At 60.5% G+C, this 21199-nt stretch carries 24 protein-coding genes; 19 read left to right on the top strand and 5 right to left on the bottom strand.

Annotated elements, in window-relative coordinates:
* The first annotated feature begins 101 nt into the window (after positions 1 to 101).
* From DSM14862_RS09080 to cysE, 16 genes are all read left to right on the top strand, one after another.
* Entirely contained in the window at positions 102 to 1280 is a 1179-nt protein-coding gene (locus DSM14862_RS09080) for a phage portal protein (protein ID WP_007119963.1), read from the top strand.
* Positions 1270 to 1497, top strand: coding sequence for a GTA head formation protein, RCAP_rcc01685 family (locus DSM14862_RS09075; RefSeq protein ID WP_007119962.1), 228 nt, complete (start codon positions 1270 to 1272; stop codon positions 1495 to 1497). The genes DSM14862_RS09080 and DSM14862_RS09075 overlap by 11 nt, the downstream gene beginning before the upstream one ends.
* Positions 1498 to 1532: 35 nt before the next feature.
* Positions 1533 to 2132 (top strand): HK97 family phage prohead protease, encoded by a 600-nt coding sequence (locus DSM14862_RS09070; protein ID WP_050770406.1) that lies wholly within the window; start codon positions 1533 to 1535, stop codon positions 2130 to 2132.
* A 43-nt stretch (positions 2133 to 2175) separates the two neighbouring features.
* Positions 2176 to 3354 carry a phage major capsid protein gene (locus tag DSM14862_RS09065; protein WP_007119960.1) on the top strand — a complete coding sequence of 393 codons (1179 nt, stop codon included), beginning with the start codon at positions 2176 to 2178 and terminating at the stop codon, positions 3352 to 3354.
* Between the two features lie 166 nt (positions 3355 to 3520).
* Positions 3521 to 4120, top strand: coding sequence for a head-tail connector protein (locus DSM14862_RS09060; protein ID WP_007119959.1), 600 nt, complete (start codon positions 3521 to 3523; stop codon positions 4118 to 4120).
* Positions 4117 to 4455, top strand: a complete 339-nt coding sequence (locus tag DSM14862_RS09055) for a head-tail adaptor protein (protein WP_007119958.1) — start codon at positions 4117 to 4119, stop codon at positions 4453 to 4455. The genes DSM14862_RS09060 and DSM14862_RS09055 overlap by 4 nt, the downstream gene beginning before the upstream one ends.
* Positions 4452 to 4862 (top strand): DUF3168 domain-containing protein, encoded by a 411-nt coding sequence (locus tag DSM14862_RS09050; RefSeq protein WP_007119957.1) that lies wholly within the window; start codon positions 4452 to 4454, stop codon positions 4860 to 4862. The genes DSM14862_RS09055 and DSM14862_RS09050 overlap by 4 nt, the downstream gene beginning before the upstream one ends.
* A 37-nt stretch (positions 4863 to 4899) precedes the next feature.
* Positions 4900 to 5322, top strand: coding sequence for a phage major tail protein, TP901-1 family (locus DSM14862_RS09045; protein WP_007119956.1), 423 nt, complete (start codon positions 4900 to 4902; stop codon positions 5320 to 5322).
* A 2-nt stretch (positions 5323 to 5324) separates the two neighbouring features.
* Positions 5325 to 5639 (top strand): gene transfer agent family protein, encoded by a 315-nt coding sequence (locus tag DSM14862_RS09040; protein WP_007119955.1) that lies wholly within the window; start codon positions 5325 to 5327, stop codon positions 5637 to 5639.
* Positions 5636 to 5848 (top strand): rcc01693 family protein, encoded by a 213-nt coding sequence (locus DSM14862_RS09035; protein WP_007119954.1) that lies wholly within the window; start codon positions 5636 to 5638, stop codon positions 5846 to 5848. Before DSM14862_RS09040 ends, DSM14862_RS09035 begins: the two co-directional genes overlap by 4 nt.
* Positions 5841 to 6500, top strand: a complete 660-nt coding sequence (locus tag DSM14862_RS09030; RefSeq protein ID WP_007119953.1) for a phage tail tape measure protein — start codon at positions 5841 to 5843, stop codon at positions 6498 to 6500. Before DSM14862_RS09035 ends, DSM14862_RS09030 begins: the two co-directional genes overlap by 8 nt.
* A 26-nt stretch (positions 6501 to 6526) precedes the next feature.
* Positions 6527 to 7159 carry a DUF2460 domain-containing protein gene (locus tag DSM14862_RS09025; RefSeq protein WP_007119952.1) on the top strand — a complete coding sequence of 211 codons (633 nt, stop codon included), beginning with the start codon at positions 6527 to 6529 and terminating at the stop codon, positions 7157 to 7159.
* Positions 7159 to 8046, top strand: a complete 888-nt coding sequence (locus DSM14862_RS09020; protein WP_007119951.1) for a DUF2163 domain-containing protein — start codon at positions 7159 to 7161, stop codon at positions 8044 to 8046. Before DSM14862_RS09025 ends, DSM14862_RS09020 begins: the two co-directional genes overlap by 1 nt.
* Positions 8043 to 8489, top strand: coding sequence for an NlpC/P60 family protein (locus tag DSM14862_RS09015; RefSeq protein ID WP_007119950.1), 447 nt, complete (start codon positions 8043 to 8045; stop codon positions 8487 to 8489). Before DSM14862_RS09020 ends, DSM14862_RS09015 begins: the two co-directional genes overlap by 4 nt.
* Positions 8489 to 12418, top strand: a complete 3930-nt coding sequence (locus tag DSM14862_RS09010) for a baseplate multidomain protein megatron (RefSeq protein ID WP_007119949.1) — start codon at positions 8489 to 8491, stop codon at positions 12416 to 12418. Before DSM14862_RS09015 ends, DSM14862_RS09010 begins: the two co-directional genes overlap by 1 nt.
* A gap of 98 nt (positions 12419 to 12516) precedes the next feature.
* Positions 12517 to 13329 (top strand): serine O-acetyltransferase, encoded by an 813-nt coding sequence (cysE, locus tag DSM14862_RS09005; protein WP_007119948.1) that lies wholly within the window; start codon positions 12517 to 12519, stop codon positions 13327 to 13329.
* 73 nt (positions 13330 to 13402) lie between these two features.
* Here the strand turns inward: cysE and DSM14862_RS09000 are convergent, their stop codons facing one another.
* The 5 genes from DSM14862_RS09000 to DSM14862_RS08980 all read right to left on the bottom strand — a co-directional run bounded on the left by DSM14862_RS09000 (position 13403) and on the right by DSM14862_RS08980 (position 18977).
* Positions 13403 to 14764 carry a pyruvate dehydrogenase complex dihydrolipoamide acetyltransferase gene (locus tag DSM14862_RS09000; RefSeq protein ID WP_007119947.1) on the bottom strand — a complete coding sequence of 454 codons (1362 nt, stop codon included), beginning with the start codon at positions 14762 to 14764 and terminating at the stop codon, positions 13403 to 13405.
* Positions 14765 to 14774: 10 nt separating this feature from the next.
* Positions 14775 to 16169: a pyruvate dehydrogenase complex E1 component subunit beta gene (locus DSM14862_RS08995; RefSeq protein ID WP_007119946.1), complete on the bottom strand. Its 1395-nt coding sequence runs from the start codon at positions 16167 to 16169 to the stop codon at positions 14775 to 14777.
* 4 nt (positions 16170 to 16173) lie between these two features.
* Positions 16174 to 17181, bottom strand: coding sequence for a pyruvate dehydrogenase (acetyl-transferring) E1 component subunit alpha (pdhA, locus tag DSM14862_RS08990; protein WP_007119945.1), 1008 nt, complete (start codon positions 17179 to 17181; stop codon positions 16174 to 16176).
* A 196-nt stretch (positions 17182 to 17377) separates the two neighbouring features.
* Entirely contained in the window at positions 17378 to 17677 is a 300-nt protein-coding gene (locus DSM14862_RS08985) for an FtsB family cell division protein (protein WP_007119944.1), read from the bottom strand.
* Positions 17678 to 17798: 121 nt separating this feature from the next.
* Positions 17799 to 18977, bottom strand: a complete 1179-nt coding sequence (locus DSM14862_RS08980; protein WP_007119943.1) for a phosphoglycerate kinase — start codon at positions 18975 to 18977, stop codon at positions 17799 to 17801.
* Positions 18978 to 19105: 128 nt separating this feature from the next.
* Here DSM14862_RS08980 and DSM14862_RS08975 point away from each other — a divergent pair, with 128 nt between their 5' ends.
* From DSM14862_RS08975 to DSM14862_RS08965, 3 genes are all read left to right on the top strand, one after another.
* Positions 19106 to 19612 carry a peptidylprolyl isomerase gene (locus tag DSM14862_RS08975; RefSeq protein ID WP_007119942.1) on the top strand — a complete coding sequence of 169 codons (507 nt, stop codon included), beginning with the start codon at positions 19106 to 19108 and terminating at the stop codon, positions 19610 to 19612.
* Positions 19605 to 20159, top strand: coding sequence for a peptidylprolyl isomerase (locus DSM14862_RS08970; protein WP_007119941.1), 555 nt, complete (start codon positions 19605 to 19607; stop codon positions 20157 to 20159). Before DSM14862_RS08975 ends, DSM14862_RS08970 begins: the two co-directional genes overlap by 8 nt.
* Before the next feature lie 64 nt (positions 20160 to 20223).
* Positions 20224 to 21192 carry a DUF3179 domain-containing protein gene (locus tag DSM14862_RS08965; RefSeq protein WP_007119940.1) on the top strand — a complete coding sequence of 323 codons (969 nt, stop codon included), beginning with the start codon at positions 20224 to 20226 and terminating at the stop codon, positions 21190 to 21192.
* Positions 21193 to 21199 lie beyond the last annotated feature (7 nt).

Below are 21199 nucleotides of genomic sequence, written 5' to 3'. Positions count from 1 at the left end.
GCTTTCGGCATCATTAAAGGTTTTTTGGGAAAGTCTAACAACGCCGGGCAGCAAGGACCAAGTCACCGCCGCCGGGGCCGACCAGAACGAGGAGCGACGATATGGTATTCGATTTTCTACGGCGCGGCGCGGCAGTGGAGACAGAGGAGCACAAAGCCTCGGCCACCGGGCCTGTCGTGGCCTATCAGACCTCGGGTCGTGTCGCGTGGAGCCCACGGGACAGCGTGAGCCTTACCCGGACTGGTTTTTGTGGCAACCCAGTGGGGTTTCGGTCGGTCAAGTTGATTGCCGAGGCGGCGGCAGCGCTGCCGTTGGTCGTGCAGGACGCGGCGCGGCGGTATGATGAGCATCCGCTGATGGAGCTCATGCGCCGTCCGAATGCGGGTCAGGGCCGGGCTGAATTGCTGGAGGCGCTTTACGGGCAGATGCTGCTCAGTGGGGACGGCTATGTTGAGGCCGTGGGCGGCGAGGGTGGTCTTCCGGTTGAGTTGCATGTGTTGCGCTCGGATCGGATGAGTGTGGTGCCGGGGGCGGATGGCTGGCCGGTGGCTTATGAATATGCGGTGGGCGGGCGCAAGCATCGCTTTGATGCAAGTGGGGCGGTGCCGCCGGTCTGTCATATCCGCAATTTCCACCCGCAGGACGATCACTATGGGTTCAGCCCCATGCAGGCGGCGGCGATGGCGATGGATGTGCATAACGCGGCGAGCCGCTGGTCAAAGGCGCTCTTGGACAATGCAGCGCGGCCTTCGGGGGCGATTGTGTATCGCGGGGCTGAGGGGCAGGGCAAGCTGAGTGAGGATCAGTATGACCGCCTGGTGAGCGAGATGGAAAGTCATCATCAGGGGGCGCGCAATGCCGGGCGGCCGATGCTTTTGGAGGGCGGTTTGGACTGGAAGCCTATGGGATTCTCGCCCTCGGATATGGAGTTTCAGAAGACCAAGGAGAGTGCGGCGCGGGAGATTGCGCTCGCCTTTGGGGTGCCGCCGATGCTGATCGGGGTGCAGGGGGATGCGACTTACGCGAATTATCAGGAGGCGAATCGGGCGTTCTATCGCCTGACGGTGCTGCCGCTGGCGACACGGGTGACGGCGGCGCTGGCGGAGTGGCTGAGCGGGTATCTGGGTGAGGCGGTGACGTTGAAGCCGGACCTCGATCAAGTGCCGGCGCTGTCGGCGGAGCGGGACGCGCAATGGGCGCGGGTGTCAGCGGCGGCATTCTTGAGTGATGCGGAAAAGCGCAGCTTGCTGGGGCTACCGGTGGTGGCGGATGATGGCTGAATTTCGGGAAATTGAGCGGTTTGAATGTGCGCCGGGACTGCGTTTGCAGGCGCATGAGACGCTCAGCGCTGTGCACCGTGAGAACATGCAAAGCCGGCTCGATCGGATTGAGCAGATGATGGAGCGGTTGGAGCGGCGCTTGTGGCTGACGGTTTACGGCGTGGTGGCGGTGATCCTGGCGCAGGCAGTGCAATCTTTTCTGGTGGTGGCGCCGTAGCGGGCCGAACAAGAGGAAATACAATGGGTTATCAGATGATTGACCCCGGTGCTTGGCCGGGGAACGGGGAAGCTCTGTCTTCCGGGGCGGCGGGGCTGGAGCATAAGTTTGCCCGGTTTGGCGCAGTGACTGAGGTAGAGGGCGGGCTGGAAATCAGCGGTTATGCGAGCCTGTTTGGCGCGGTCGATCAGGGCGGCGACGTGGTGGAGGCGGGGGCCTATGCCGCAAGCCTTGCTGAGGTCGCGAAGGCCGGGCGTAGCGTCAAAATGCTCTGGCAGCATGACCCGGCCCAGCCCATCGGGGTTTGGGATGAGGTGCATGAGGATGGCCGGGGGCTTTGGGTTAAGGGGCGCATCTTGAGCAGTGTCGCCAAGGGGCGGGAGGCGGCGGCGCTGATTGAGGCGGGGGCGATCGATGGGCTCAGCATCGGCTACCGTACGGTAAAGGCGGGCAAAAACACCAAAGGACAGCGGCTTTTGTCTGAGTTGGAGCTTTGGGAGGTGTCGCTGGTGACCTTCCCGATGCTGCCTTCGGCGCGGGTCGGGTCCAAGGGCGATTTCAAAGCGGTGGGCGATGTCCTGCGGGAGATGGCAGCGGCATTTGACGCGGCGCGGAGCGAGATGGCGCGTGGCTAAGCCGCGGGCCGATTTTGGCACAGCAAGATCAGAGGAAACTGTGATGACCAAGAATGAGATGAACACAAAGGCGGGCGCAGACCTGTCCCCGGCGGAGGAAGTGCGGCAGGCCGTGAGCGGTTTTGTCAGCGACTTCAAGGGCTTTCGGGCCGAGATCAACAGTAAACTTCAACAATCGGAAGAGCGAATTGCCATGATGGACCGCAAGATGACCCTGCCTGCCCGCAGCCCTTTGGGGGGCGCGATTGACCATGATGCGCCGCATAAAAAGGCGTTCGACGCCTATCTGCGCAACGGGGATGACGATGGGCTGCGTGGGCTGGAACTGGACAGCAAATCGATGTCGACAGCGGTGAATTCGGACGGCGGCTACCTCGTCGATCCGCAGACTTCGGAGCGGGTGCAGTCGGTACTGAATTCCGGGGCGTCGATCCGGGCGATTGCGTCGGTGGTGCAGGTTGAGGCCACGTCTTATGACGTGCTGGTCGATCATGCCGATGTGGGGGCCGGTTGGGCGACCGAAAGTGGCGCGCAGGCCGAGACGGACACGCCGCAGATCGACCGGATTACCGTACCTCTGCATGAGTTGAGCGCGCTGCCCAAGGCGAGCCAGCGGCTTCTAGATGACAGTGCCTTTGACATCGAAGGTTGGCTTGCGGGGCGTATTGCCGACAAGTTCGCCCGGGCTGAGGCGGCGGCCTTTGTCAACGGTGACGGGATCGACAAGCCGACCGGCTTTTTGAACCATCCGATTGTCGATGACGCGGCATGGGCTTGGGGCAATCTGGGCTATGTCGCCAGCGGCACGAACGCCAATCCCGAGGCGGATGCGATTGTCGAGTTGGTGTACGCGCTTGGCGCGGCCTACCGCAAGAACGCGGTTTTCGTGATGAATTCCAAGACCACGGCGAAGGTCCGCAAGCTCAAAGACACCGATGGGCGGTTCCTGTGGTCAGACGGCTTAGCGGCGGGTGAGCCTGCGCGGTTAATGGGCTATCCAGTACTGGTGGCCGAAGACATGCCTGATCCGGTGGCAGATTCCATGTCTATCGCCTTTGGAGATTTCTCGGCGGGCTACACGGTCGCCGAACGCCCCGACCTGCGCATTCTGCGCGATCCTTTCAGTGCCAAACCGCATGTGTTGTTTTACGCAACCAAGCGCGTCGGCGGCGATGTAAGTGATTTTGCAGCGATCAAGCTGATGAAATTCGGCCTGGCGTAAGCCAGTGCCGAAGCCGGGGCCGGGGCAACTTGGCCCCGGTCCGGACGTGCGCCAGCGTGGTTGTGTTGTCTAGCTGCTCCCCTCCAACCGAGCAATGCAACCGGTGCGCGTCCGGGACTGAGCGAGTGGCCCCGAGGGGCGAGGGGCCAAATTTTGGAGACGTTCGATGATGTTGATCGAAGAAACAAATGTTCCGGATGCGGTATTGCCGGTGGCGGCTTTCAGAACGCATCTGCGCCTTGGGAGCGGGTTTGGGCAGGATGGTCTTCAAGACCCGGTGCTGCGCAGTTTTCTGCGCGCTGCAATGGCGGCGGTAGAGGCGCGCACGGGTAAGGTTCTGATCACGCGGCGGTTCGCGTTTTCGTTGACTTTTTGGCGCGATGCAGCGGCGCAGGTTTTGCCCGTGGCACCCGTGCAAGAGATCGCACGGGTGGCACTGGTGGCGCGGGATGGGACGGAAACGCTGGTCGATCCCGAACGGTATTGGCTGGAACGCGACGCCCAAGCGCCGAAGTTGCGCAGTGGTACAGCAGCGCTTCCGCGCATCCCGAGTGCGGGGGCGGCGTTAATAAACTTTGACGCGGGGATGGGCGCGGATTGGGACAGCCTACCAGATGATCTGGCCCAAGCGGTGATGTTGCTGGCGGCCCATTATTATGAATACCGCGATGACACCGCGCTCGGCGAAGGCTGTATGCCTTTTGGCGTGAGCAGCTTGATAGAGCGGTATCGTCGGGTTCGGGTCGGCTTTGGCGGTGCGGCATGAGCCGTCCGCATCTGAACCGCCCATTGGTCTTAGAAGCGCCGCAGCGTGTGAACGATGGGGCGGGTGGCTATACCGAACAGTGGCAGCCACTGGGAACACTTTGGGCGCAGGTCAGGGCGCGTACCGGTCGTGAGGCCGTCCAAGGTGGCGTGGCCGTTAGTCGCATGGGATGCAAAATTACCGTCCGCGCGGCCCCGCAAGGCTCCCCAGAGCGGCCCGGTCCTGAACAGCGGTTTCGCGAGGGTACTCGGGTGTTCGTGATCCGCGCCGTGACCGAAAGCGATGCGGACGGGCGGTATTTGATCTGCTTTGCCGATGAGGAGGTGGCGGTATGAGTTACGCGCTTTCAGGGGCATTTCAGACAGCGATATACGAGCGTTTGCACAATGATCCGGGGCTGACAGGATTGATCGGCGATGCCGTCTTTGACGCGGTGCCCGAGGGGAGCCTGCCGGAGACTTACGTGCTGCTTGGCACAGAGACGGCGAAGGACGCTTCAGACGCGACTGGCGCGGGAGCGGAGCTTCGGTTTGTCGTGTCGGTGGTCACGCGCGCGCCGGGGTTCGTGACGGCCAAGAGCGTCGCTTCGATGATCTGCGACCTGCTGCATGGGATGACGCCTGCGCTCAGCCGGGGGCACGTGGTTGATATGGCTTTCCTAAAAGCCAACGCGCGACGGATCGATGGCGCTGCAGGGCGACAAATTGATCTGCAGTTTCGGGCCCGATTGGCCGAGGCATAAAACTTCACAGATTCAAGTTAGTTGCGAGGAGATAGAGATGGCAGTTCAAGCAGGCAAAGACCTTTTGGTCAAAGTGGACATGACCAGCGACGGTCAGTTCGAGACGATTGCGGGGCTACGCGCCAGACGGGTGAGTTTCAACGCCGAGACGGTGGATGTGACCTCGCTCGACTCAAGCGGTGGCTGGCGGGAATTGCTGGTGGGCGCGGGCGTGCGCTCTGCTGCGATCAGCGGGTCGGGGGTGTTTCGCGATGCGGGCACGGATGAGCGGGCGCGGCAGTTGTTCTTTGACGGGCTGACACCCGATTTTCAGGTAATTATCCCGGATTTTGGTGTCGTGCAGGGGCCGTTCCAGGTGTCGGCCTTGGAATACGCAGGGTCGCTGAACGGGGAAGCGACGTTCGAGTTGAGCCTTCAATCTGCCGGGGAATTAATCTTCACCCCCGATGTGGCGGTGTGAGGATGGCCAACCCATGGCGTGGTGAGGTGAGCCTTGTAATTGACGGGCAACGCCACGAGGCCCGGTTGACCCTTGGTGCATTAGCCGAGCTTGAAGCGGCATTGGGGGCTGACAGTCTTGTAGCCTTGGTCGAACGTTTTGAAGGCAATCGCTTTTCCAGCCGGGACGTGCTGGTCTTGCTGCTCGCTGGGCTGCGCGGCGGCGGGGTGGAGATGGATGTGCCCACACTTGAGCATGCGCAGATCGAGGGGGGGCCGATGGCAGCGGCGCGGGCGGCAGCGGAACTGCTCGCGCGGGCATTCACGGTGCAGACGTGAGCGACGCGCGGGTGTTTGATTGGCCCGCTCTGCTGCGGGTTGGACTGTCTGGTTTGGGCCTGCCCCCTGCAGAATTTTGGTCGCTCACACCCGCTGAGTTGCAGTTGATGCTGGGCCCACCGTCCGAGGCCACGCCACTGTTGAGTGAAGGTTTGGCCGCCCTGATGGTCGCGTACCCGGACAAAGTGAAAGGGGCTGACGATGCCTGATTTAGATGATTTCGAAAACCTCGAAGGCCGCGCTGACGGGTTGAATGAGACGCTGGCGCAAACGAGCGGTCTGGTGGCTGGATTTGACCGTGAATTGCAGCGGATGCGAAACGCTCTTGCCGAGACCGGAAAAGGTGTGGCGACCCTGGAAAAGGGATTAAGCCGGGGGTTGCGGCGCGCATTCGATGGTGTGGTCTTTGACGGCGCAAAGCTGTCGGAGACGCTGAGCGATATGGCGAACTCTATGGTCCGCTCGACCTATAACGCCGCGATGAGGCCGGTTACGGACCATTTCGCCGGGCTGATCAGCGAAGGCGTCGGGGGTATCGTCGAGGGAATATTGCCTTTCGCCAACGGTGCGCCGTTTTCCCAAGGAAAGGTCATGCCCTTTGCACAGGGGGGAGTGATCAGTTCGGCGACTGCCTTTCCCATGCGGGGCGGCACGGGCGTGATGGGCGAGGCCGGGCCGGAAGCGATCATGCCGCTGGCCCGTGGGTCGGATGGCAAGCTTGGGGTGCGTGGCGCGGGCGGCGGAGCGACCACCATCGTAATGAACATCACGACGCCGGATGTGCAGGGTTTTCAACGCAGTCAGACCCAGATCGCTGCGCAGATGAGCAGGGCGCTTAGCTCGGGCAACCGCAACCGCTGATCCGTACAATGAAGGAGGAGCAGACCATGCAATTTCACGATGTCAGATTTCCGCCCTCGCTGAGCTTCGGCTCGGTCGGTGGGCCGCAGCGACACACTGATGTGGTCACGTTGGCCAATGGCTATGAGGAGCGCAACACGCCTTGGGCGCACTCACGTCGCGTCTATGATGCGGGCCTTGGTATGCGGTCGATTGAAGACATTCAGGCGCTGATTGCGTTTTTCGAAGCGCGTATGGGTCAGATGTTTGGCTTTCGTTGGAAAGATTGGGGCGACTTCAAATCTGGCGCGGCGGCTTTACCAGTGGCATATGATGATCAGAGCCTTGGCTACGGCGACGGGGTTTCCGCCAGCTTTCAGATTTCAAAAACATACCGTTCAGGTGCGCATAGCTACCGTCGTCCAATCACCAAACCGGTTGCCGGCACGGTGCGTGTAGGGGTGGCCCAAGATGAGCTGCAACACGGCGTCGAATACGAGGTCGATGCCACCACGGGCATTGTCACCTTCGCCCATCCGCCAGACCCGCAAATGGAAATCTTTGCGGGGTTCGAGTTCGATGTGCCGGTGCGGTTCGATACGGATCGCATCCTGACGTCTGTCGAAAGTTTTCATGCCGGGCAGGTGCCGAATGTGCCCGTGATCGAGGTGCGGGTCTGATGCCGGGGCTAGAGGCCGGATTTGCCGCGCATATTGCTGCGGGTGTCACGACGCTTTGTCATTGCTGGCAGGTGACGCGACGCGATGGGGCGGTGTTTGCTTTTACCGATCATGATATGCCGTTGCGCTTTGGCGGCGTTACCTTCCGCGCAGACACCGGGCTTAGCGCCCGCGCATTGGCGCAGACAAGTGGGCTGTCGGTCGACAATACCGAAGCGCTTGGCGCGCTTTGCGATGATGGAATCCGTGAAGATGAGATCGAACAGGGGCGGTTCGATGGGGCCGACGTTCAGGCTTGGTTGGTCAATTGGGCTGAGCCATCACAACGGATGTTGCAGTTTGGGGGATCAATTGGGGAATTGCACCGCGCAGGCGGTAGTTTTCGGGCCGAGTTGCGCGGGCTGACCGAGCCGCTCAATCGACCGCAGGGGCGGGTCTATCAAAAGCCCTGTTCGGCGGTGCTAGGCGACGGCAACTGCCGTTTCGACCTCTCTGAACCGGGCTATGCCGAGGAACGCGCTGTGGAGACTGTCCAAGATGCGCAATCTTTTCGCTGGGCGGGGTTCTCGGGCTTCGAAGAAAACTGGTTCGTACGGGGGCGATTTGATGTCATCGACGGCCCCGCGGCGGGTCTTTGGGGCATGATTAAGCTGGATTATTTCGAGGATGCGCAGCGTGTTATCGAACTGTGGGAGCCAATCCGAGGGGCGCTGCCTGAGGGCACGCGGGTACGGCTTACAGCCGGTTGCGACAAGCGGATGGAGACTTGTCGGCTGAAGTTTAACAACTTGGTGAACTTTCAAGGTTTCCCTGATCTTCCGGGTGAGGACTGGATGATGGCGGTGCCGCGTTCGGACGGGGCCAATACAGGCGGGTCGCTTAGATGAGCGGGTCTGGAGAGGCGCTGGTCAAGGTCGCCCAAAGTTGGATCGGCACGCCCTATGTGCATCAGGCGGCGACGAAGGGGGCGGGCTGCGACTGCCTTGGGCTGATAAGAGGACTGTGGTGTGAACGCTTTGGCGCTGAGCCCGAGACGGTACCGCCCTATTCAATGGATTGGTCCGAGCCTCAGGGGGAAGAGCAGCTTTGGGCGGGGGCGCTGCGGCACATGGCGGTGAAGGACAGTGATCTTGCAGCCCAAGGCGATGTACTGCTGTTTCGAATGCGCCAAGGTGCAGTGGCAAAGCATCTTGGGCTGCAGTCGCGCATCGGTGACGCCCCGAGTTTCATTCACGCCTATTCAGGGCATGGGGTGGTTGAAAGCCCGCTGAGCGTGCCTTGGCAAAGGCGCATTGTGGCGCGTTTCATATTTCCTGAGGAGATTTTCTGATGGCGACGATTGTTCTTTCAGCAGCAGGCGCGGCGGTTGGTGGCTCTATTGGGGGCACGCTGGCGGGGCTATCCTCGGTTGCGGTTGGCCGTGCGGTAGGCGCGACTTTGGGGCGTTTGGTGGACCAGCGGTTGCTTGGTCAGGGGGGGCAGGCCGTAGAGACCGGCAAGGTCGACCGGTTCCGGCTGACCGGATCCGGCGAGGGCGCGGCGATCCCACAGCTTTATGGGCGAATGCGGCTGGCCGGTCATGTCATTTGGGCATCTCAATTCCAAGAGGTAACCAACGTCAGCGGGGGTGGCAAAGGCGGATCGCCGACGCCGAAAACGACTGAGTATAGCTATACTGTCAGCCTTGCGGTCGCTCTTTGTGAGGGGGAAATCACCAGCGTCGGGCGCATCTGGGCCGAGGGGGTGGAAATCGCTCCGGATGACCTGAACATGCGCGTTTATCGCGGCGAGCCAGACCAGCAACCTGATCCCACGATGGCAGCGATTGAGGGCGTCGATAAGGTGCCTGCCTATCGCGGCACGGCTTATGTTGTGATGGAGGACTTGCCCCTGGCGCAATTCGGCAACCGTGTGCCCCAGTTTTCTTTTGAGGTGATGCGCCCAGAACAGCCCGCTGCGCCGGGATGGGAGCACGCGCCTGCCTTTGGCGTTCAAGGGGTCGCCCTGATCCCCGGAACGGGGGAATATGCGCTGGCTACCACGCCGGTACATTACTCGGATGGTCCCGGAAGTCGTTGGAGCGCCAATGTAAACTCGCCTGCGGCAAAGACCGACTTTTCCGTGGCGCTGGACGCCATGACAGAGGAGTTGCCCCGGTTGGAGGCGGCCTCTCTCGTTGTGTCGTGGTTCGGCAGTGACCTGCGGTGCGGCGGATGTCGCTTGCGCCCCAAGGTGGAAGACCCGGAAATTGACGGAGAGAACATGCCTTGGCAGGTCTCAGGTTTGACGCGCGACACGGCAGAGGTGATCGCCCAGCAGAGTGAGCGTCCGATCTATGGCGGCACGCCTGCGGATGCTGCGGTGATCGAGGCCATTCAAGCGCTCAAAACGGCGGGCAAGGCAGTGATGTTCTACCCCTTCATTCTGATGGATCAGACCGAAGGCAACGGGCTGCCGGACCCTTATAGCGATGCCGCAGATCAGCCACGCCTGCCATGGCGAGGGCGGATTACCCTCTCGGTGGCGACAGAGCGACCAGGAAGCCCAGATGGCACATCGGCGGCGGATGCAGAGGTGGCGGCATTTTTTGGTACGGTCACGGCGGCGGATTTCACAGTGACGAATGGGACGGTGAGCTATCACGGCCTCGATGAATGGTCCCTGTCCCGGTTCATCTTGCATTACGCAGCGCTTTGTGTGGCAGCGGGTGGGGTGGAGGCGTTTTGCATATCTTCTGAGATGCGCGGGCTGACACAGATACGCGGGAACGCGAATGGCTTTCCGGCCGTCGCGGCACTGCGGGCGTTGGCAGGAGAGGTGCGTGCCTTGCTCGGACCAGAGGCCAAGATCAGCTATGCTGCGGATTGGTCTGAGTATTTCGGCTATCAACCGCAAGACGGCAGCGGAGATGTCTACTTCCACCTGGACCCACTTTGGGCCGATGAGAACATCGATTTTATCGGTCTCGACAACTACATGCCGCTGGCCGATTGGCGCGAAGAGCAGGGGCATATTGATGGGGAACACTGGCCTGCCATTTACGATGTCGATTATCTGCAATCCAACATTGAAGGTGGTGAGGGCTATGACTGGTACTACCATTCGGCCGAGGCCCGGGCCGCGCAGATCCGCACACAGATCACTGACGGGGCGCATGATGAGCCTTGGGTGTACCGCTACAAAGATCTGCGCAACTGGTGGCAGAACCATCACCACGAGCGCATAGGCGGAGAGCGCCAAGCCGCGTCGACGGACTGGCTTCCGATGTCCAAACCCATTTGGTTTACTGAGTATGGATGTGCCGCAATCGATAAGGGTGCGAACCAGCCTAACAAGTTCCTCGATCTAAAAAGTTCCGAAGGTGCATTGCCGCATTTTTCCACCGGTGCGCGGGACGACTTGATGCAGATGCAATATCTGCGCGCACTCTCAGAATACTGGCGCGATCCGGCACATAACCCGACCTCAGAAGAATATGGCGGGCCGATGCTTGATATGTCCCGCGCGTTTGTCTGGGCGTGGGATACCCGGCCCTTTCCGTTCTTTCCCAATAATGTCGATCTTTGGAGCGATGGTGAGAATTACAGCCGGGGGCATTGGCTGAACGGGCGCGCCTCTTCGCGGTCGCTGGCTTCGGTCGTAAGTGAGATTTGCAACCGCGCGGGGGTGGAGCATTTCGATACGTCGCAACTTTTCGGCTATGTGCGTGGCTATGCGGTGACCGAGGTCAGCGAGGCGCGCGCGGCGTTGCAACCGCTTATGCTGCGCTATGGGTTCGACGCGATTGAACGGAATGGGGTTCTGCAATTTCGAATGCGCGACGGGTTGGATGCGGTGTCAATCAGGCAAGACATGCTTGTGACGAGCCCAGACCTCAACGGGCTGACTGAGCAATTGCGTGAAGCGGAGGCCGAAGTTTCAGGCCGTGTGCGGTTGCGGTTCATTCAGACAGATGCGGATTTCGATGCGATCTCGGAAGAGGCGGTTCTGGCGGATGAGGCGACCCATGCGGTCAGCGGGACCGAACTTAATATGGCGCTCACCCGGGGGGAGGGGCGTCAGGTGGCAGAGCGCTGGCTGACCGAAGCGCGCGTCGCGCGCGAAGCGTTGCGATTGGCTTTGCCGCCGTCCCAGATGGCGATCGGTGCCGGCGACGTGATCGAACTGCCGGGGGAGGGTGCGGAAGGACCGGGGTGCTACCGAATTGACCGTGTCGAACAAGCCGGAGCCCTGTTGATAGAGGCCACCCGCATCGAGCCGGAAGTCTATGATCCGGCCCCGCTTGAGGAAGAACTGGCAAGCCTGCGGCCCTTTGCGCCCCCGTTACCGGTCTTTTCGCTATTCATGGACCTGCCGCTCATGCGCGGAGATGAGGTGCCAGATGCCCCACATCTCGCGATCACCGCGGCCCCTTGGCCGGGGTCGGTCGCGGCCTATCGCGGGGCTGTTGATGCGAATTATGCTCTCAATGCCATCGTGCCGAGCCGATCAGTCATGGGCGTTACGAGGTCACCATTGTATGCGGCGCGGTCCGGGGTGCCGGATGCGGGGCCGGTGCTAGAGGTGAAGTTGACCAGCGGCAGTCTTGAATCAGTTAGTAAGGAAGCGCTGTTGAACGGTGCGAACCTTGCCGCCATTGGTGATGGCAGCGCGGACAATTGGGAGCTTTTCCAGTTTCAGGAGGCGCAGCTGATCGCCCCGCTGACATATTGGCTTAAGGGGCGTTTGCGCGGTCAGGCTGGCAGCGATGGGCTGATGCCCGAGGTCTGGCCTGCGGGGTCGAGTTTTGTGCTGATGAACGGCACGCCGCAACAAGTAGAACTCAGCCCGCATCTGCGACGTGTCGCGCAGCACTACCGGATTGGCCCGGCGCGGCGGCCCGTGGATGATCCGTCTTATGTGCATCAGGTTCAGGCCTTTGACGGGAATGGCTTACGGCCCTTTAGCCCTTGCCATCTTCGTTCAGAGACGGAGCCGACCGGAGATATCGTCTTCCGATGGGTGCGCCGCACGCGGATCGACGGCGACGCATGGGAGGGACCGGAGGCGCCGCTTGGGGAAGAAAGTGAGCGGTATCTTCTGCGGGTTTTTGTGGGCACGGAACAGCTGCGAGAAGAGCTGCTTGATACGTCGAAATGGACCTACAGTAACGCGGCACAGGCCGCTGACGGTGTCTTCGGCGCTTTCGAAGTTACAGTTGCTCAGGTCTCAGCGACCTATGGCGCGGGGCTCGCAACACGTCTTGAGTTGGCGGTTTAAGCCCGCGCGTTATCACGTTTTTGAGCATCTGCGGATTTACAATTGGTCCTACGCCATTGCATGAGCTACCCTATCAGCAGAGTGAAGGAGCCCGTGACATGGCACAAACACGCAGAAATATCTCGAAAGTGGACCCGGTGTGGGACCAAATTCAGCAAGAAGCCGAAGATGCGGTGCGTGACGAGCCGCTCATCGGCGGCTTTGTTCATGCCTGTATTCTGCACCATAAATCGATCGAGAACGCGCTCTCCTATCGCATCGCCGCAAAGCTTTCGTCCAATGAGATGTCGATGATGGTCGTGCGCGAAATGGTCGAAGAAGCCTATGCCGAAGACCCCGATCTTGTGGCTGCGGCGCGCGCTGATCTGGTCGCGATCTATGACCGCGATCCGGCTTGCCATCGGCTTCTGCAGCCTATCCTTTATTTCAAAGGCTATCAGGCGGTGCAGGCATATCGGGTTGGCCACCACCTTTATATGAAGGGCAAACGCGATCTGGCCTATTTCATCCAAATGCGGGTGAGCGAGATCTTCGGCGTCGATATTCACCCGGCGGCAAAGATGGGCAAGGGCATCATGATCGACCACGCGCATTCTATCGTGATCGGTGAGACGGCAGTGGTGGGCGATAACGTTTCAATGCTGCATTCGGTCACTCTTGGTGGCACGGGCAAAGAGGAAGAAGACCGGCACCCCAAGATCGGCAACGGCGTGCTAATCGGTGCAGGCGCAAAGGTGCTGGGCAATATCACCATCGGTCATTGCAGCCGCATCGCCGCGGGTTCTGTGGTGCTAGAGGCGGTGCCTGCTTGCAAAACCGTCGCAGGCATCCCCGCGCGGATTGTGGGGGAGGCGGGCTGTGATCAGCCTTCAATGTCGATGAACCATCTCTTCGGGCCAAACAGCGAATAAATACGAGAGATATCGTACGAAATGAAAAAGCCGGGGCATGCCCCGGCTTTTGTTTGTTTTGATGAAGATGACCTTAGGCGAGCATAACCATCGGATTCTCCAGGTTCTCGACAATCGCATTCAAAAGCTGCGCGCCGAGCGCCCCATCGATCACGCGGTGGTCCACCGAAAGGGTCACGGACATGACTGTCGCCGCAGTCACCTCACCGTCTTTGCCAATGATCGGCTTTTTCAAGCCAGCACCGACAGCAAGGATCGCCCCATGCGGTGGGTTAATCACCGCGTCAAAATTATCGATGCCGAACATGCCCAGGTTAGAGATGGCAAAGCTGCCGCCCTGATACTCATGCGGCGCAAGCTTGCGGTCGCGGGCGCGGGTGGCGAGGTCTTTCATCTGCGCCGATAGAGTCGAGAGCGACTTGGTGTCGGCATCCTGCAAGACAGGCGTAAAGAGCCCGCCTTCGATTGCCACAGCAACAGCCACATCCGACGGCTTCAGCTTGAGAATGCGATCCCCGGCCCAAACAGCATTGGCATCGGGCACAGATTGGAGCGCCAGCGCACAGGCTTTGATGATGAAGTCATTCACCGACAGCTTCACACCGCGCGCGTCGAGTTGCTTGTTCAAATCACTGCGGAACGAGAGCAGCGCATCGATCTGAATGTCGCGGCGCAGGTAGAAATGCGGTACGGTCTGCTTGGCCTCAGTAAGCCGCGCGGCGATGGTTTTGCGCATGCCGTTGAGGGTGACTTCCTCGTACTCTCGGCCCTCGTACATCTTAGCAACGGCATCGGCGGAGGGGCCGGTGGCCACGGCTTTGGCGACCGGTGCTGCTTCTTTGGCGGGCGCTGTGCTGTCGGATTTCACAGCACTCGGTTGCGCATTCTCGACATCCGCTTTGACAATCCGGCCCCGCGGGCCGCTGCCGTCGATCTGCGACAGGTCCAACCCCTTGTCGGCCGCGATCCGGCGGGCGAGGGGGGAGGCAAAGATACGCTCGCCCTTATCGCTTTTCGGTGCGGCGGGGGCTTTGCTGTCGCTTTTGCCCTGCGCGTCATTCGCATCCGTAGCGCCGCGGCCATAGCCCGCTTCGGGCGTCTCGGCATCGGCTGCTTTGTCGCTTTCTTCGGCCTGTGGTTTCTCTTCCTTAGCGGGAGCCTTGGCAGAACTGTCGATGTCGTCGGCGCTTTCGCCTTCTTCAAGAAGAACGGCGATGGGGGTGTTCACTTTTACACCCTCGCTGCCATCGCTGATCAGGATTTTGCCGATCGTGCCTTCGTCTACCGCTTCAAACTCCATCGTCGCTTTGTCGGTCTCGATTTCGGCCAGAATGTCACCGGAGGCGACGGTATCGCCTTCCTTGACCATCCATTTGGCCAGCGTGCCTTCTTCCATCGTGGGCGAAAGGGCGGGCATGAGAATTTCTATGGGCATGATCCGCTCCTTACCGATAAGTGACTGATTTTACGGCTTCAATCACCTCGTCGGTGGTGACCAGCGCGTGTTTTTCGAGGTTGGCAGCATAGGGCATGGGCACGTCCTTGCCGGTGCAAGTGATGACCGGGGCGTCGAGGTAATCAAACGCCTCCTGCATGATCACGCCGCTGATATAGCCGCCGACCGAGCCCTGCGGCCAGCCTTCTTCGACCGTCACACAGCGGTTGGTTTTCATCACCGATTTCAGGATCGTATCCGTGTCCATCGGGCGCAGGGTGCGCAGGTCGATGACCTCGGCTTCAATGCCGTCTTCGGCCAGCTTCTCAGCAGCCTCCAACGCATAGGTCATGCCGATGCCAAAGCTGACGATGGTCACGTCGGACCCTTCGCGCCAAATGCGCGCTTTGCCGAAAGGTACGGTGTAATCCTCAACATCCGGCACATCGAAGCTGCGGCCATAGAGGATTTCGTTCTCAAGGAAGATCACCGGGTTCGGATCACGGATGGCTGTCTTCATCAGACCTTTATAATCGCTCGCCGAATAGGGCATCGCCACTTTCAAACCGGGAATCTGCATGAACCACGCGGCGTAGTCCTGCGAGTGTTGCGCGCCGACGCGGGCCGCTGCACCGTTGGGGCCACGGAAAACCATAGGCGCGCCCATCTGACCGCCCGACATGTAAAGTGTCTTGGCCGCAGAGTTGATGATCTGATCCATCGCCTGCATGGCGAAGTTGAAGGTCATGAACTCAACGATCGGGCGCAACCCGCCAAAGGCCGCACCAACGCCGATACCGGCGAAACCATGCTCAGTAATCGGCGTGTCGATCACGCGCTTGGGGCCGAATTCGTCCAGCATCCCTTGGGTGATCTTATAGGCCCCTTGGTATTCGGCGACTTCCTCGCCCATGAGGAAAACGTCACCATCGCGGCGCATTTCCTCGGCCATGGCGTCGCGCAGCGCTTCGCGCACGGTCTGCTGCTTCATCGGCGTGCCTTCGGGCCAGTCGGGGCTGGTGTCAGGCTTGGGCTGTTTCTTGCCCTCAGCGGGTGTGGCGCGGTCGCTGTCATCGCTTGCTTTGGCGTCGTCGGCTTCACCGTCATCGCTTTTGGCCTCAGCGGGCGCAGATTTTGCGCTGTCGATGTCGTCGGCGCTTTCGCCTTCTTCCAGCAGAACGGCGATGGCGGTGTTCACTTTCACGCCTTCGGTCCCTTCCTCGATCAGGATCTTGCCGATGGTGCCTTCGTCCACGGCTTCAAATTCCATGGTGGCCTTGTCGGTTTCAATCTCGGCCAGAATGTCACCGGAAGAGACGGTATCGCCTTCCTTAACCATCCATTTCGCCAATGTACCTTCTTCCATAGTAGGGCTGAGGGCGGGCATAAGAATTTCAATTGCCATTGCTTCAGGCCTCCTGCGGTACTTCGGTTGCGTAGATGTCGGTCCAAAGCTCATCGAGCGCGGGTTCCGGGCTTTCCTTAGCGAATTCAGCGCCTTCGTTCACGATCTTCTTAATCTCTTTGTCGATTGCCTTGAGATCATCTTCGGTGGCGTGATTGCCTTCCAACAACAATGTGCGCACTGATTCAATCGGATCACGCTCATCGCGCATCTTTTGGACCTCTTCGCGGGTCCGGTACTTGGCCGGGTCCGACATTGAGTGGCCGCGGTATCGATAGGTTTTGATCTCAAGAATGTAAGGTCCGTCCTTGCGCGCATGCGCCACGGCTTTTTGACCCGCTTCCTTGACCGCCAGCACGTCCATGCCGTCGACCGCTTCGCCGGGGATGCCAAAGGCCTTGCCGCGTTCCCAAATCTCGGCCGAAGAGGTCGAGCGCTGTTGCGACGTACCCATGGCATATTGATTGTTCTCGATCACGAAGATCACCGGCAGCTTCCACAGCGCGGCCATGTTGAAGGTCTCATAGACCTGACCTTGGTTCGCCGCGCCGTCGCCGAAATAGGTGAAGGTGACGCGCCCGTTGTCTTTGTATTGATCCGCAAAAGCCAAACCGGCCCCCAGCGGCACCTGCGCTGCAACAATACCATGGCCGCCGTAGAAATGTTTCTCTTTCGAGAACATGTGCATCGAGCCGCCCTTGCCTTTGGAATAACCGCCTTCGCGGCCCGTCAGCTCGGCCATGACGCCGTTCGGGTCCATGCCGCAGGCCAGCATATGTCCGTGGTCGCGGTAAGAGGTGATGCGCTTGTCGCCTTCTTCGGCGGCGGCTTCGAGCCCAACAACGACCGCTTCTTGCCCGATATAGAGGTGGCAGAACCCCCCGATCAGCCCCATGCCGTAAAGTTGCCCGGCCTTCTCTTCGAAGCGCCGGATCAGCAGCATGTCGCGGTAATAGCTGGTCAGCTCCTCCGCCGAGACATTGGGTTTCTTGCTCGATTTCTTCGCGGCCATGGACGTCTCCTCCGTCGGCTCTGGTCAGGTGCCAAAAGTAGTTTAGCGTTAAACTATTCCCTATCGCATTCCGGAATGGATTGCGAGAGGCTTTGTGACGTGGCGCGTGTACCACGGCTGACAAGGTAAAGGAGGCCAGAGATTTAATGTGATTGCAAGACCGCAGGCGCGGGGCAGGGCGATCAAGTGCGAAAGCTCAGCGAATGACGATCTCATCGGTGCGGACCATGCCCAGCACCTTGCGCGTGCGCTCGTCCAAAAGATCAAGGTCAAGGTAATCGTCCGACAGGCGGCGGGTGAGGTTTTCCATCCGCGCAACCTCGGCCCTCACCTCGGCCAGACGGTCGCTTAGCTTTTGGTTCTCGGCCACGATCTCGGTCCGGCGGAACAGGCCGAAATCCCCTTGCACGGCGGCAAAAGTAAAATACAGGCTCAGCGCGAAAGCAATCGCGAAGAACAGCAATGTGCCGAAGGCCGGACGGGTGTTGCGTGTCATGGTTCTGCCTCTGCGTCTCTTGGCGGACGTGACATCAGTATGACACAGGCGATTCGTCATGGGAATCCCACAATTGCGGGAAACCCGTTGTTTTTAACAAGAATTTGCGTTTTTGCGCGGCTCAGCCGCCCAAAGCGGCCACACCGGGTAGGGTTTTGCCTTCCATCCACTCAAGGAACGCGCCCCCGGCGGTTGAGATATAGGTGAAATCGTCCGCGACACCTGCTTGGTTCAGTGCCGCGACCGTGTCACCGCCCCCTGCAACCGAGGTCAATGTGCCTTCGCGTGTTTTGGCCGCTGCTGCGCGGGCCGCGGCGACGGTGGCGGTGTCGAAGGGGGGAATTTCAAAGGCACCCATGGGGCCGTTCCAGATTAGGGTGCGCAGCCCGGCAAAAGCGGCCTTAATCAGCGCGACCGTGTCGGGGCCCGCATCCAGTACCATTTGATCATCGGCGAGCTTGGCATCCGGGCCAAGCTGGACCACCTCATGCGCGGCCCCTTTGGCGAACTCACGCGCGACCAGACCGTCGACCGGCAAGATCACCCGGCAGCCCGCCTTATCAGCCTGCGCCATGATGTCTTTGGCCGTGTCGTAATAATCTGGCTCTTCCAATGACTTGCCCAGATCAGCACCAAGTGCGGCGAGAAAAGTGTTCGCCATCCCGCCGCCGATCACCAAAACATCCAGCCGGTTCACGAGGTTTTCCAAAAGCGCGATCTTGGTCGAAACTTTAGCCCCGCCCACGACAGCCCCAACCGGGCGCTCTGGCTTGGCGAGTGCTGCCTCCAGCGCCGAAAGCTCCGCCTGCATCAGACGGCCCGCGCAGGCAGGCAGCAGCCGCGCCAGCGCTTCGGTCGAGGCATGCGCGCGGTGCGCTGCAGAGAAGGCATCGTTGCAGTAGATATCGCCCAGATCGGCCAATTGGCGGGCGAAGCCTTCGTCATTGGCCTCTTCGCCGGGGTAAAAGCGGATGTTTTCCATAAGTTGCAGATCGCCCTGCGCCGCCGCCGCCGCATCGAGCGAGGGGACAAAAGCCACGTCGCGGCCCAGTGCCTTTTCCAGCGCAGGTAGCACTTGGCGAAGGCTCATCTCCTCCACAACCTTCCCCTTGGGACGACCGAAATGCGCCAGCAGCGTCACCTTCCCACCGCGCGAAAGGATGTCGTTCACCGTGGGCACAATCCGCTCGATCCGCGTGGCATCGGTCACCCGGCCATCCTCGACTGGCACGTTGATATCCACGCGCAGCAGCACGCGTTTGCCGTCCAGTTCAATGTCGTCCAGTGATTTCCAGCCCATCGGTCTTCTCCCGTTCCCAATTGTTGCGCTGTGTTTTGCCGTTTACAGCCGTCACGTCAATGCACCTGCTTGGCAATCCGGGCCAAGCCACCTAGGTATCTGGCAAACACCAAAACAAGGATTGCCCAATGGCCGATATCAAAGACCCCGAAAACACCATCCTGATGGAGCTCAAAGGCGGCACCGTCACCATCGAACTGATGCCTGACCTTGCGCCCAAGCACGTCGAGCGGATGAAAGAACTGGCCCGCGCCGGGAAATACGACAATGTCGCCTTCCACCGCGTGATCGAAGGCTTCATGGCTCAGACCGGCGATGTGGCCAACGGCAATATGGAAGACAACTTCAACCTGCGCGCCGCAGGTACAGGTGGCTCCGACATGCCAAACCTGCCAGCAGAATTCTCCAAAGTGCCCCACGCACGCGGCACCATTGGTGCGGCCCGTTCGGCAAACCCCGACAGCGCTAACAGCCAGTTCTTCATCAACTTCAAAGACAATGACTTCCTCAACGGTCAGTATACTGTTTATGGCCAAGTCATCTCTGGCATGGAACATGTCGACGCACTGACGCGGGGTGAGCCGCCTGCGAATCCTGACCGCATGATCTCGGTCAAGGTGGCCGCAGATGCGTAAGCTTTTTGGCACCAGCGCCGTTCTGGCGCTTCTCGGCACGGCGGCTGCGGCCACCGGGCTTGAGATCGAAGTCGCGGGCGAGGCCAATGGCACCGTCAAGATCGACCTGTTGGAAGACGTGGCACCTGAGCATGTGGCGCGGATCACCGAACTGGCCGAAGATGGCGCCTATGACGGGGTGGTCTTCCACCGCGTGATCGACGGTTTCATGGCCCAGACCGGTGACGTGCAGTTCGGTAAATCCGGCGGCGATATATCGCGTGCCGGCATGGGCGGCTCGGACATGCCCGATGTTGCGGCTGAATTCTCGGACATCGCGTTTGAGACCGGTGTGGTCGGCATGGCGCGCAGCCAAAGCCCGGACAGTGCCAACAGCCAGTTCTTCATCATGTTTGACGCAGCACCCTTCCTTGACGGCCAATATACGGTCGTTGGCAAGGTGACCGAAGGCCAAGATGTGGTAGATGCCATCAAACGCGGCACCGGCCCAAACGGTGCCGTTGTTGGCGCGCCCGATGTGATGAAAACGGTCACCGTGACCGAGTAACATCCGTTCAGGATCGCGTGGGGTGGGCTTGTGCGCTCACCCCCGCATGCGCCAAGCTCGGCGTATGAAAAAATTGAGCGCCATTGTCCTGAGCCTTGGCCTGCTGGCCAATACTGTCACTGCCAACCCCGCCCGCTGGCAGGGCGAATGGCCCGACACCGATTTCGCCAAAACAAGCATCAACGACTGGTCCGAGATCATCTCAGGCGGCCCGCCTAAGGATGGCATCCCGGCGCTTGATGCGCCCGATTTCAGCGCCGCAAGTGCAGAGACCCGCATCGCCCCGCGCGAGCCGGTCATCACGGTCGAGATCGACGGCGCCAAACCGCGCGCCTATCCGATCCGCTATCTGACATGGCATGAGATTGTGAACGATACGGTGAATGGGCGGCCCATTGCCGTGACCTTCTGTCCGCTGTGCAACTCTGCGCTGGTCTTTGACCGCCGCGTTGCGGGCAAGGTGCTGCGCTTTGGTGTCTCGGGCAAACTGCGCCATTCCGATATGGTAATGTACGACCGCGAAACGCAAAGTTGGTGGCAGCAGGCCGAAGGCCGGGCCATTGTCGGCGCGCTGACCGGTACCGAGTTAAAGCACCTCCCAAGCTGGCTGGAAAGCTGGGCCGATTTCACCGCACGCCACCCCGATGGGCTGGTGATGGAGGAGCCGTCCTATAATCGCGACTATGGCCGTAACCCGTATCGTGGCTATGATTCCTCGACCAAACCCTTCCTCTATGATGGCGCGCAGCCACCTCACGGGATTGCACCGTTGGAGCGTGTGGTGCGCGTGGGGGACCGGGCGTGGCGGCTTAATCGACTGGCGGAGGAAGGTGAGGTCCGCGAAGCAGGTGTGACGATCACTTGGCGGGCAGGGCAGGCTTCGGCCCTAGACGCGGGGCAGATCGGCAAGGGGCGTGACGTGGGCAGCATCCGCGTGCGCGACAACGCCGGGCGCGACGTGCCGCATGACGTGATGTTCGCCTTCGCCTTTGATGCCTTCTGGCCAAACGGCACATGGATGCTGGGCCGCTAACTCAGAG

This window comes from Sulfitobacter indolifex (genome assembly GCF_022788655.1).
Classification (GTDB): Bacteria; Pseudomonadota; Alphaproteobacteria; order Rhodobacterales; family Rhodobacteraceae; genus Sulfitobacter; species Sulfitobacter indolifex.
Note: the sequence above shows the minus strand (reverse complement) of the source record. Positions and strands in the feature narration are given on the sequence as shown.

Bases quoted from the DNA above. Each gene is read 5' to 3' on its own strand.
- cysE (WP_007119948.1), top strand. From the start codon at position 12,517: ATGGCACAAACACGCAGAAATATCTCGAAAGTGGACCCGGTGTGGGAC.
- DSM14862_RS08995 (WP_007119946.1), bottom strand. From the start codon at position 16,169: ATGGCAATTGAAATTCTTATGCCCGCCCTCAGCCCTACTATGGAAGAA.
- DSM14862_RS09080 (WP_007119963.1), top strand. From the start codon at position 102: ATGGTATTCGATTTTCTACGGCGCGGCGCGGCAGTGGAGACAGAGGAG.
- DSM14862_RS09010 (WP_007119949.1), top strand. From the start codon at position 8,489: ATGGCGACGATTGTTCTTTCAGCAGCAGGCGCGGCGGTTGGTGGCTCT.
- DSM14862_RS09070 (WP_050770406.1), top strand. From the start codon at position 1,533: ATGATTGACCCCGGTGCTTGGCCGGGGAACGGGGAAGCTCTGTCTTCC.
- DSM14862_RS09065 (WP_007119960.1), top strand. From the start codon at position 2,176: ATGACCAAGAATGAGATGAACACAAAGGCGGGCGCAGACCTGTCCCCG.
- DSM14862_RS08975 (WP_007119942.1), top strand. From the start codon at position 19,106: ATGGCCGATATCAAAGACCCCGAAAACACCATCCTGATGGAGCTCAAA.
- DSM14862_RS09060 (WP_007119959.1), top strand. From the start codon at position 3,521: ATGATGTTGATCGAAGAAACAAATGTTCCGGATGCGGTATTGCCGGTG.
- DSM14862_RS08980 (WP_007119943.1), bottom strand. From the start codon at position 18,977: ATGGGCTGGAAATCACTGGACGACATTGAACTGGACGGCAAACGCGTG.
- DSM14862_RS09055 (WP_007119958.1), top strand. From the start codon at position 4,117: ATGAGCCGTCCGCATCTGAACCGCCCATTGGTCTTAGAAGCGCCGCAG.
- DSM14862_RS09015 (WP_007119950.1), top strand. From the start codon at position 8,043: ATGAGCGGGTCTGGAGAGGCGCTGGTCAAGGTCGCCCAAAGTTGGATC.
- DSM14862_RS09030 (WP_007119953.1), top strand. From the start codon at position 5,841: ATGCCTGATTTAGATGATTTCGAAAACCTCGAAGGCCGCGCTGACGGG.
- DSM14862_RS08965 (WP_007119940.1), top strand. From the start codon at position 20,224: ATGAAAAAATTGAGCGCCATTGTCCTGAGCCTTGGCCTGCTGGCCAAT.
- DSM14862_RS09000 (WP_007119947.1), bottom strand. From the start codon at position 14,764: ATGCCCATAGAAATTCTCATGCCCGCCCTTTCGCCCACGATGGAAGAA.
- DSM14862_RS08970 (WP_007119941.1), top strand. From the start codon at position 19,605: ATGCGTAAGCTTTTTGGCACCAGCGCCGTTCTGGCGCTTCTCGGCACG.
- DSM14862_RS09045 (WP_007119956.1), top strand. From the start codon at position 4,900: ATGGCAGTTCAAGCAGGCAAAGACCTTTTGGTCAAAGTGGACATGACC.
- DSM14862_RS08985 (WP_007119944.1), bottom strand. From the start codon at position 17,677: ATGACACGCAACACCCGTCCGGCCTTCGGCACATTGCTGTTCTTCGCG.
- DSM14862_RS09040 (WP_007119955.1), top strand. From the start codon at position 5,325: ATGGCCAACCCATGGCGTGGTGAGGTGAGCCTTGTAATTGACGGGCAA.
- DSM14862_RS09050 (WP_007119957.1), top strand. From the start codon at position 4,452: ATGAGTTACGCGCTTTCAGGGGCATTTCAGACAGCGATATACGAGCGT.
- pdhA (WP_007119945.1), bottom strand. From the start codon at position 17,181: ATGGCCGCGAAGAAATCGAGCAAGAAACCCAATGTCTCGGCGGAGGAG.
- DSM14862_RS09075 (WP_007119962.1), top strand. From the start codon at position 1,270: ATGATGGCTGAATTTCGGGAAATTGAGCGGTTTGAATGTGCGCCGGGA.
- DSM14862_RS09020 (WP_007119951.1), top strand. From the start codon at position 7,159: ATGCCGGGGCTAGAGGCCGGATTTGCCGCGCATATTGCTGCGGGTGTC.
- DSM14862_RS09025 (WP_007119952.1), top strand. From the start codon at position 6,527: ATGCAATTTCACGATGTCAGATTTCCGCCCTCGCTGAGCTTCGGCTCG.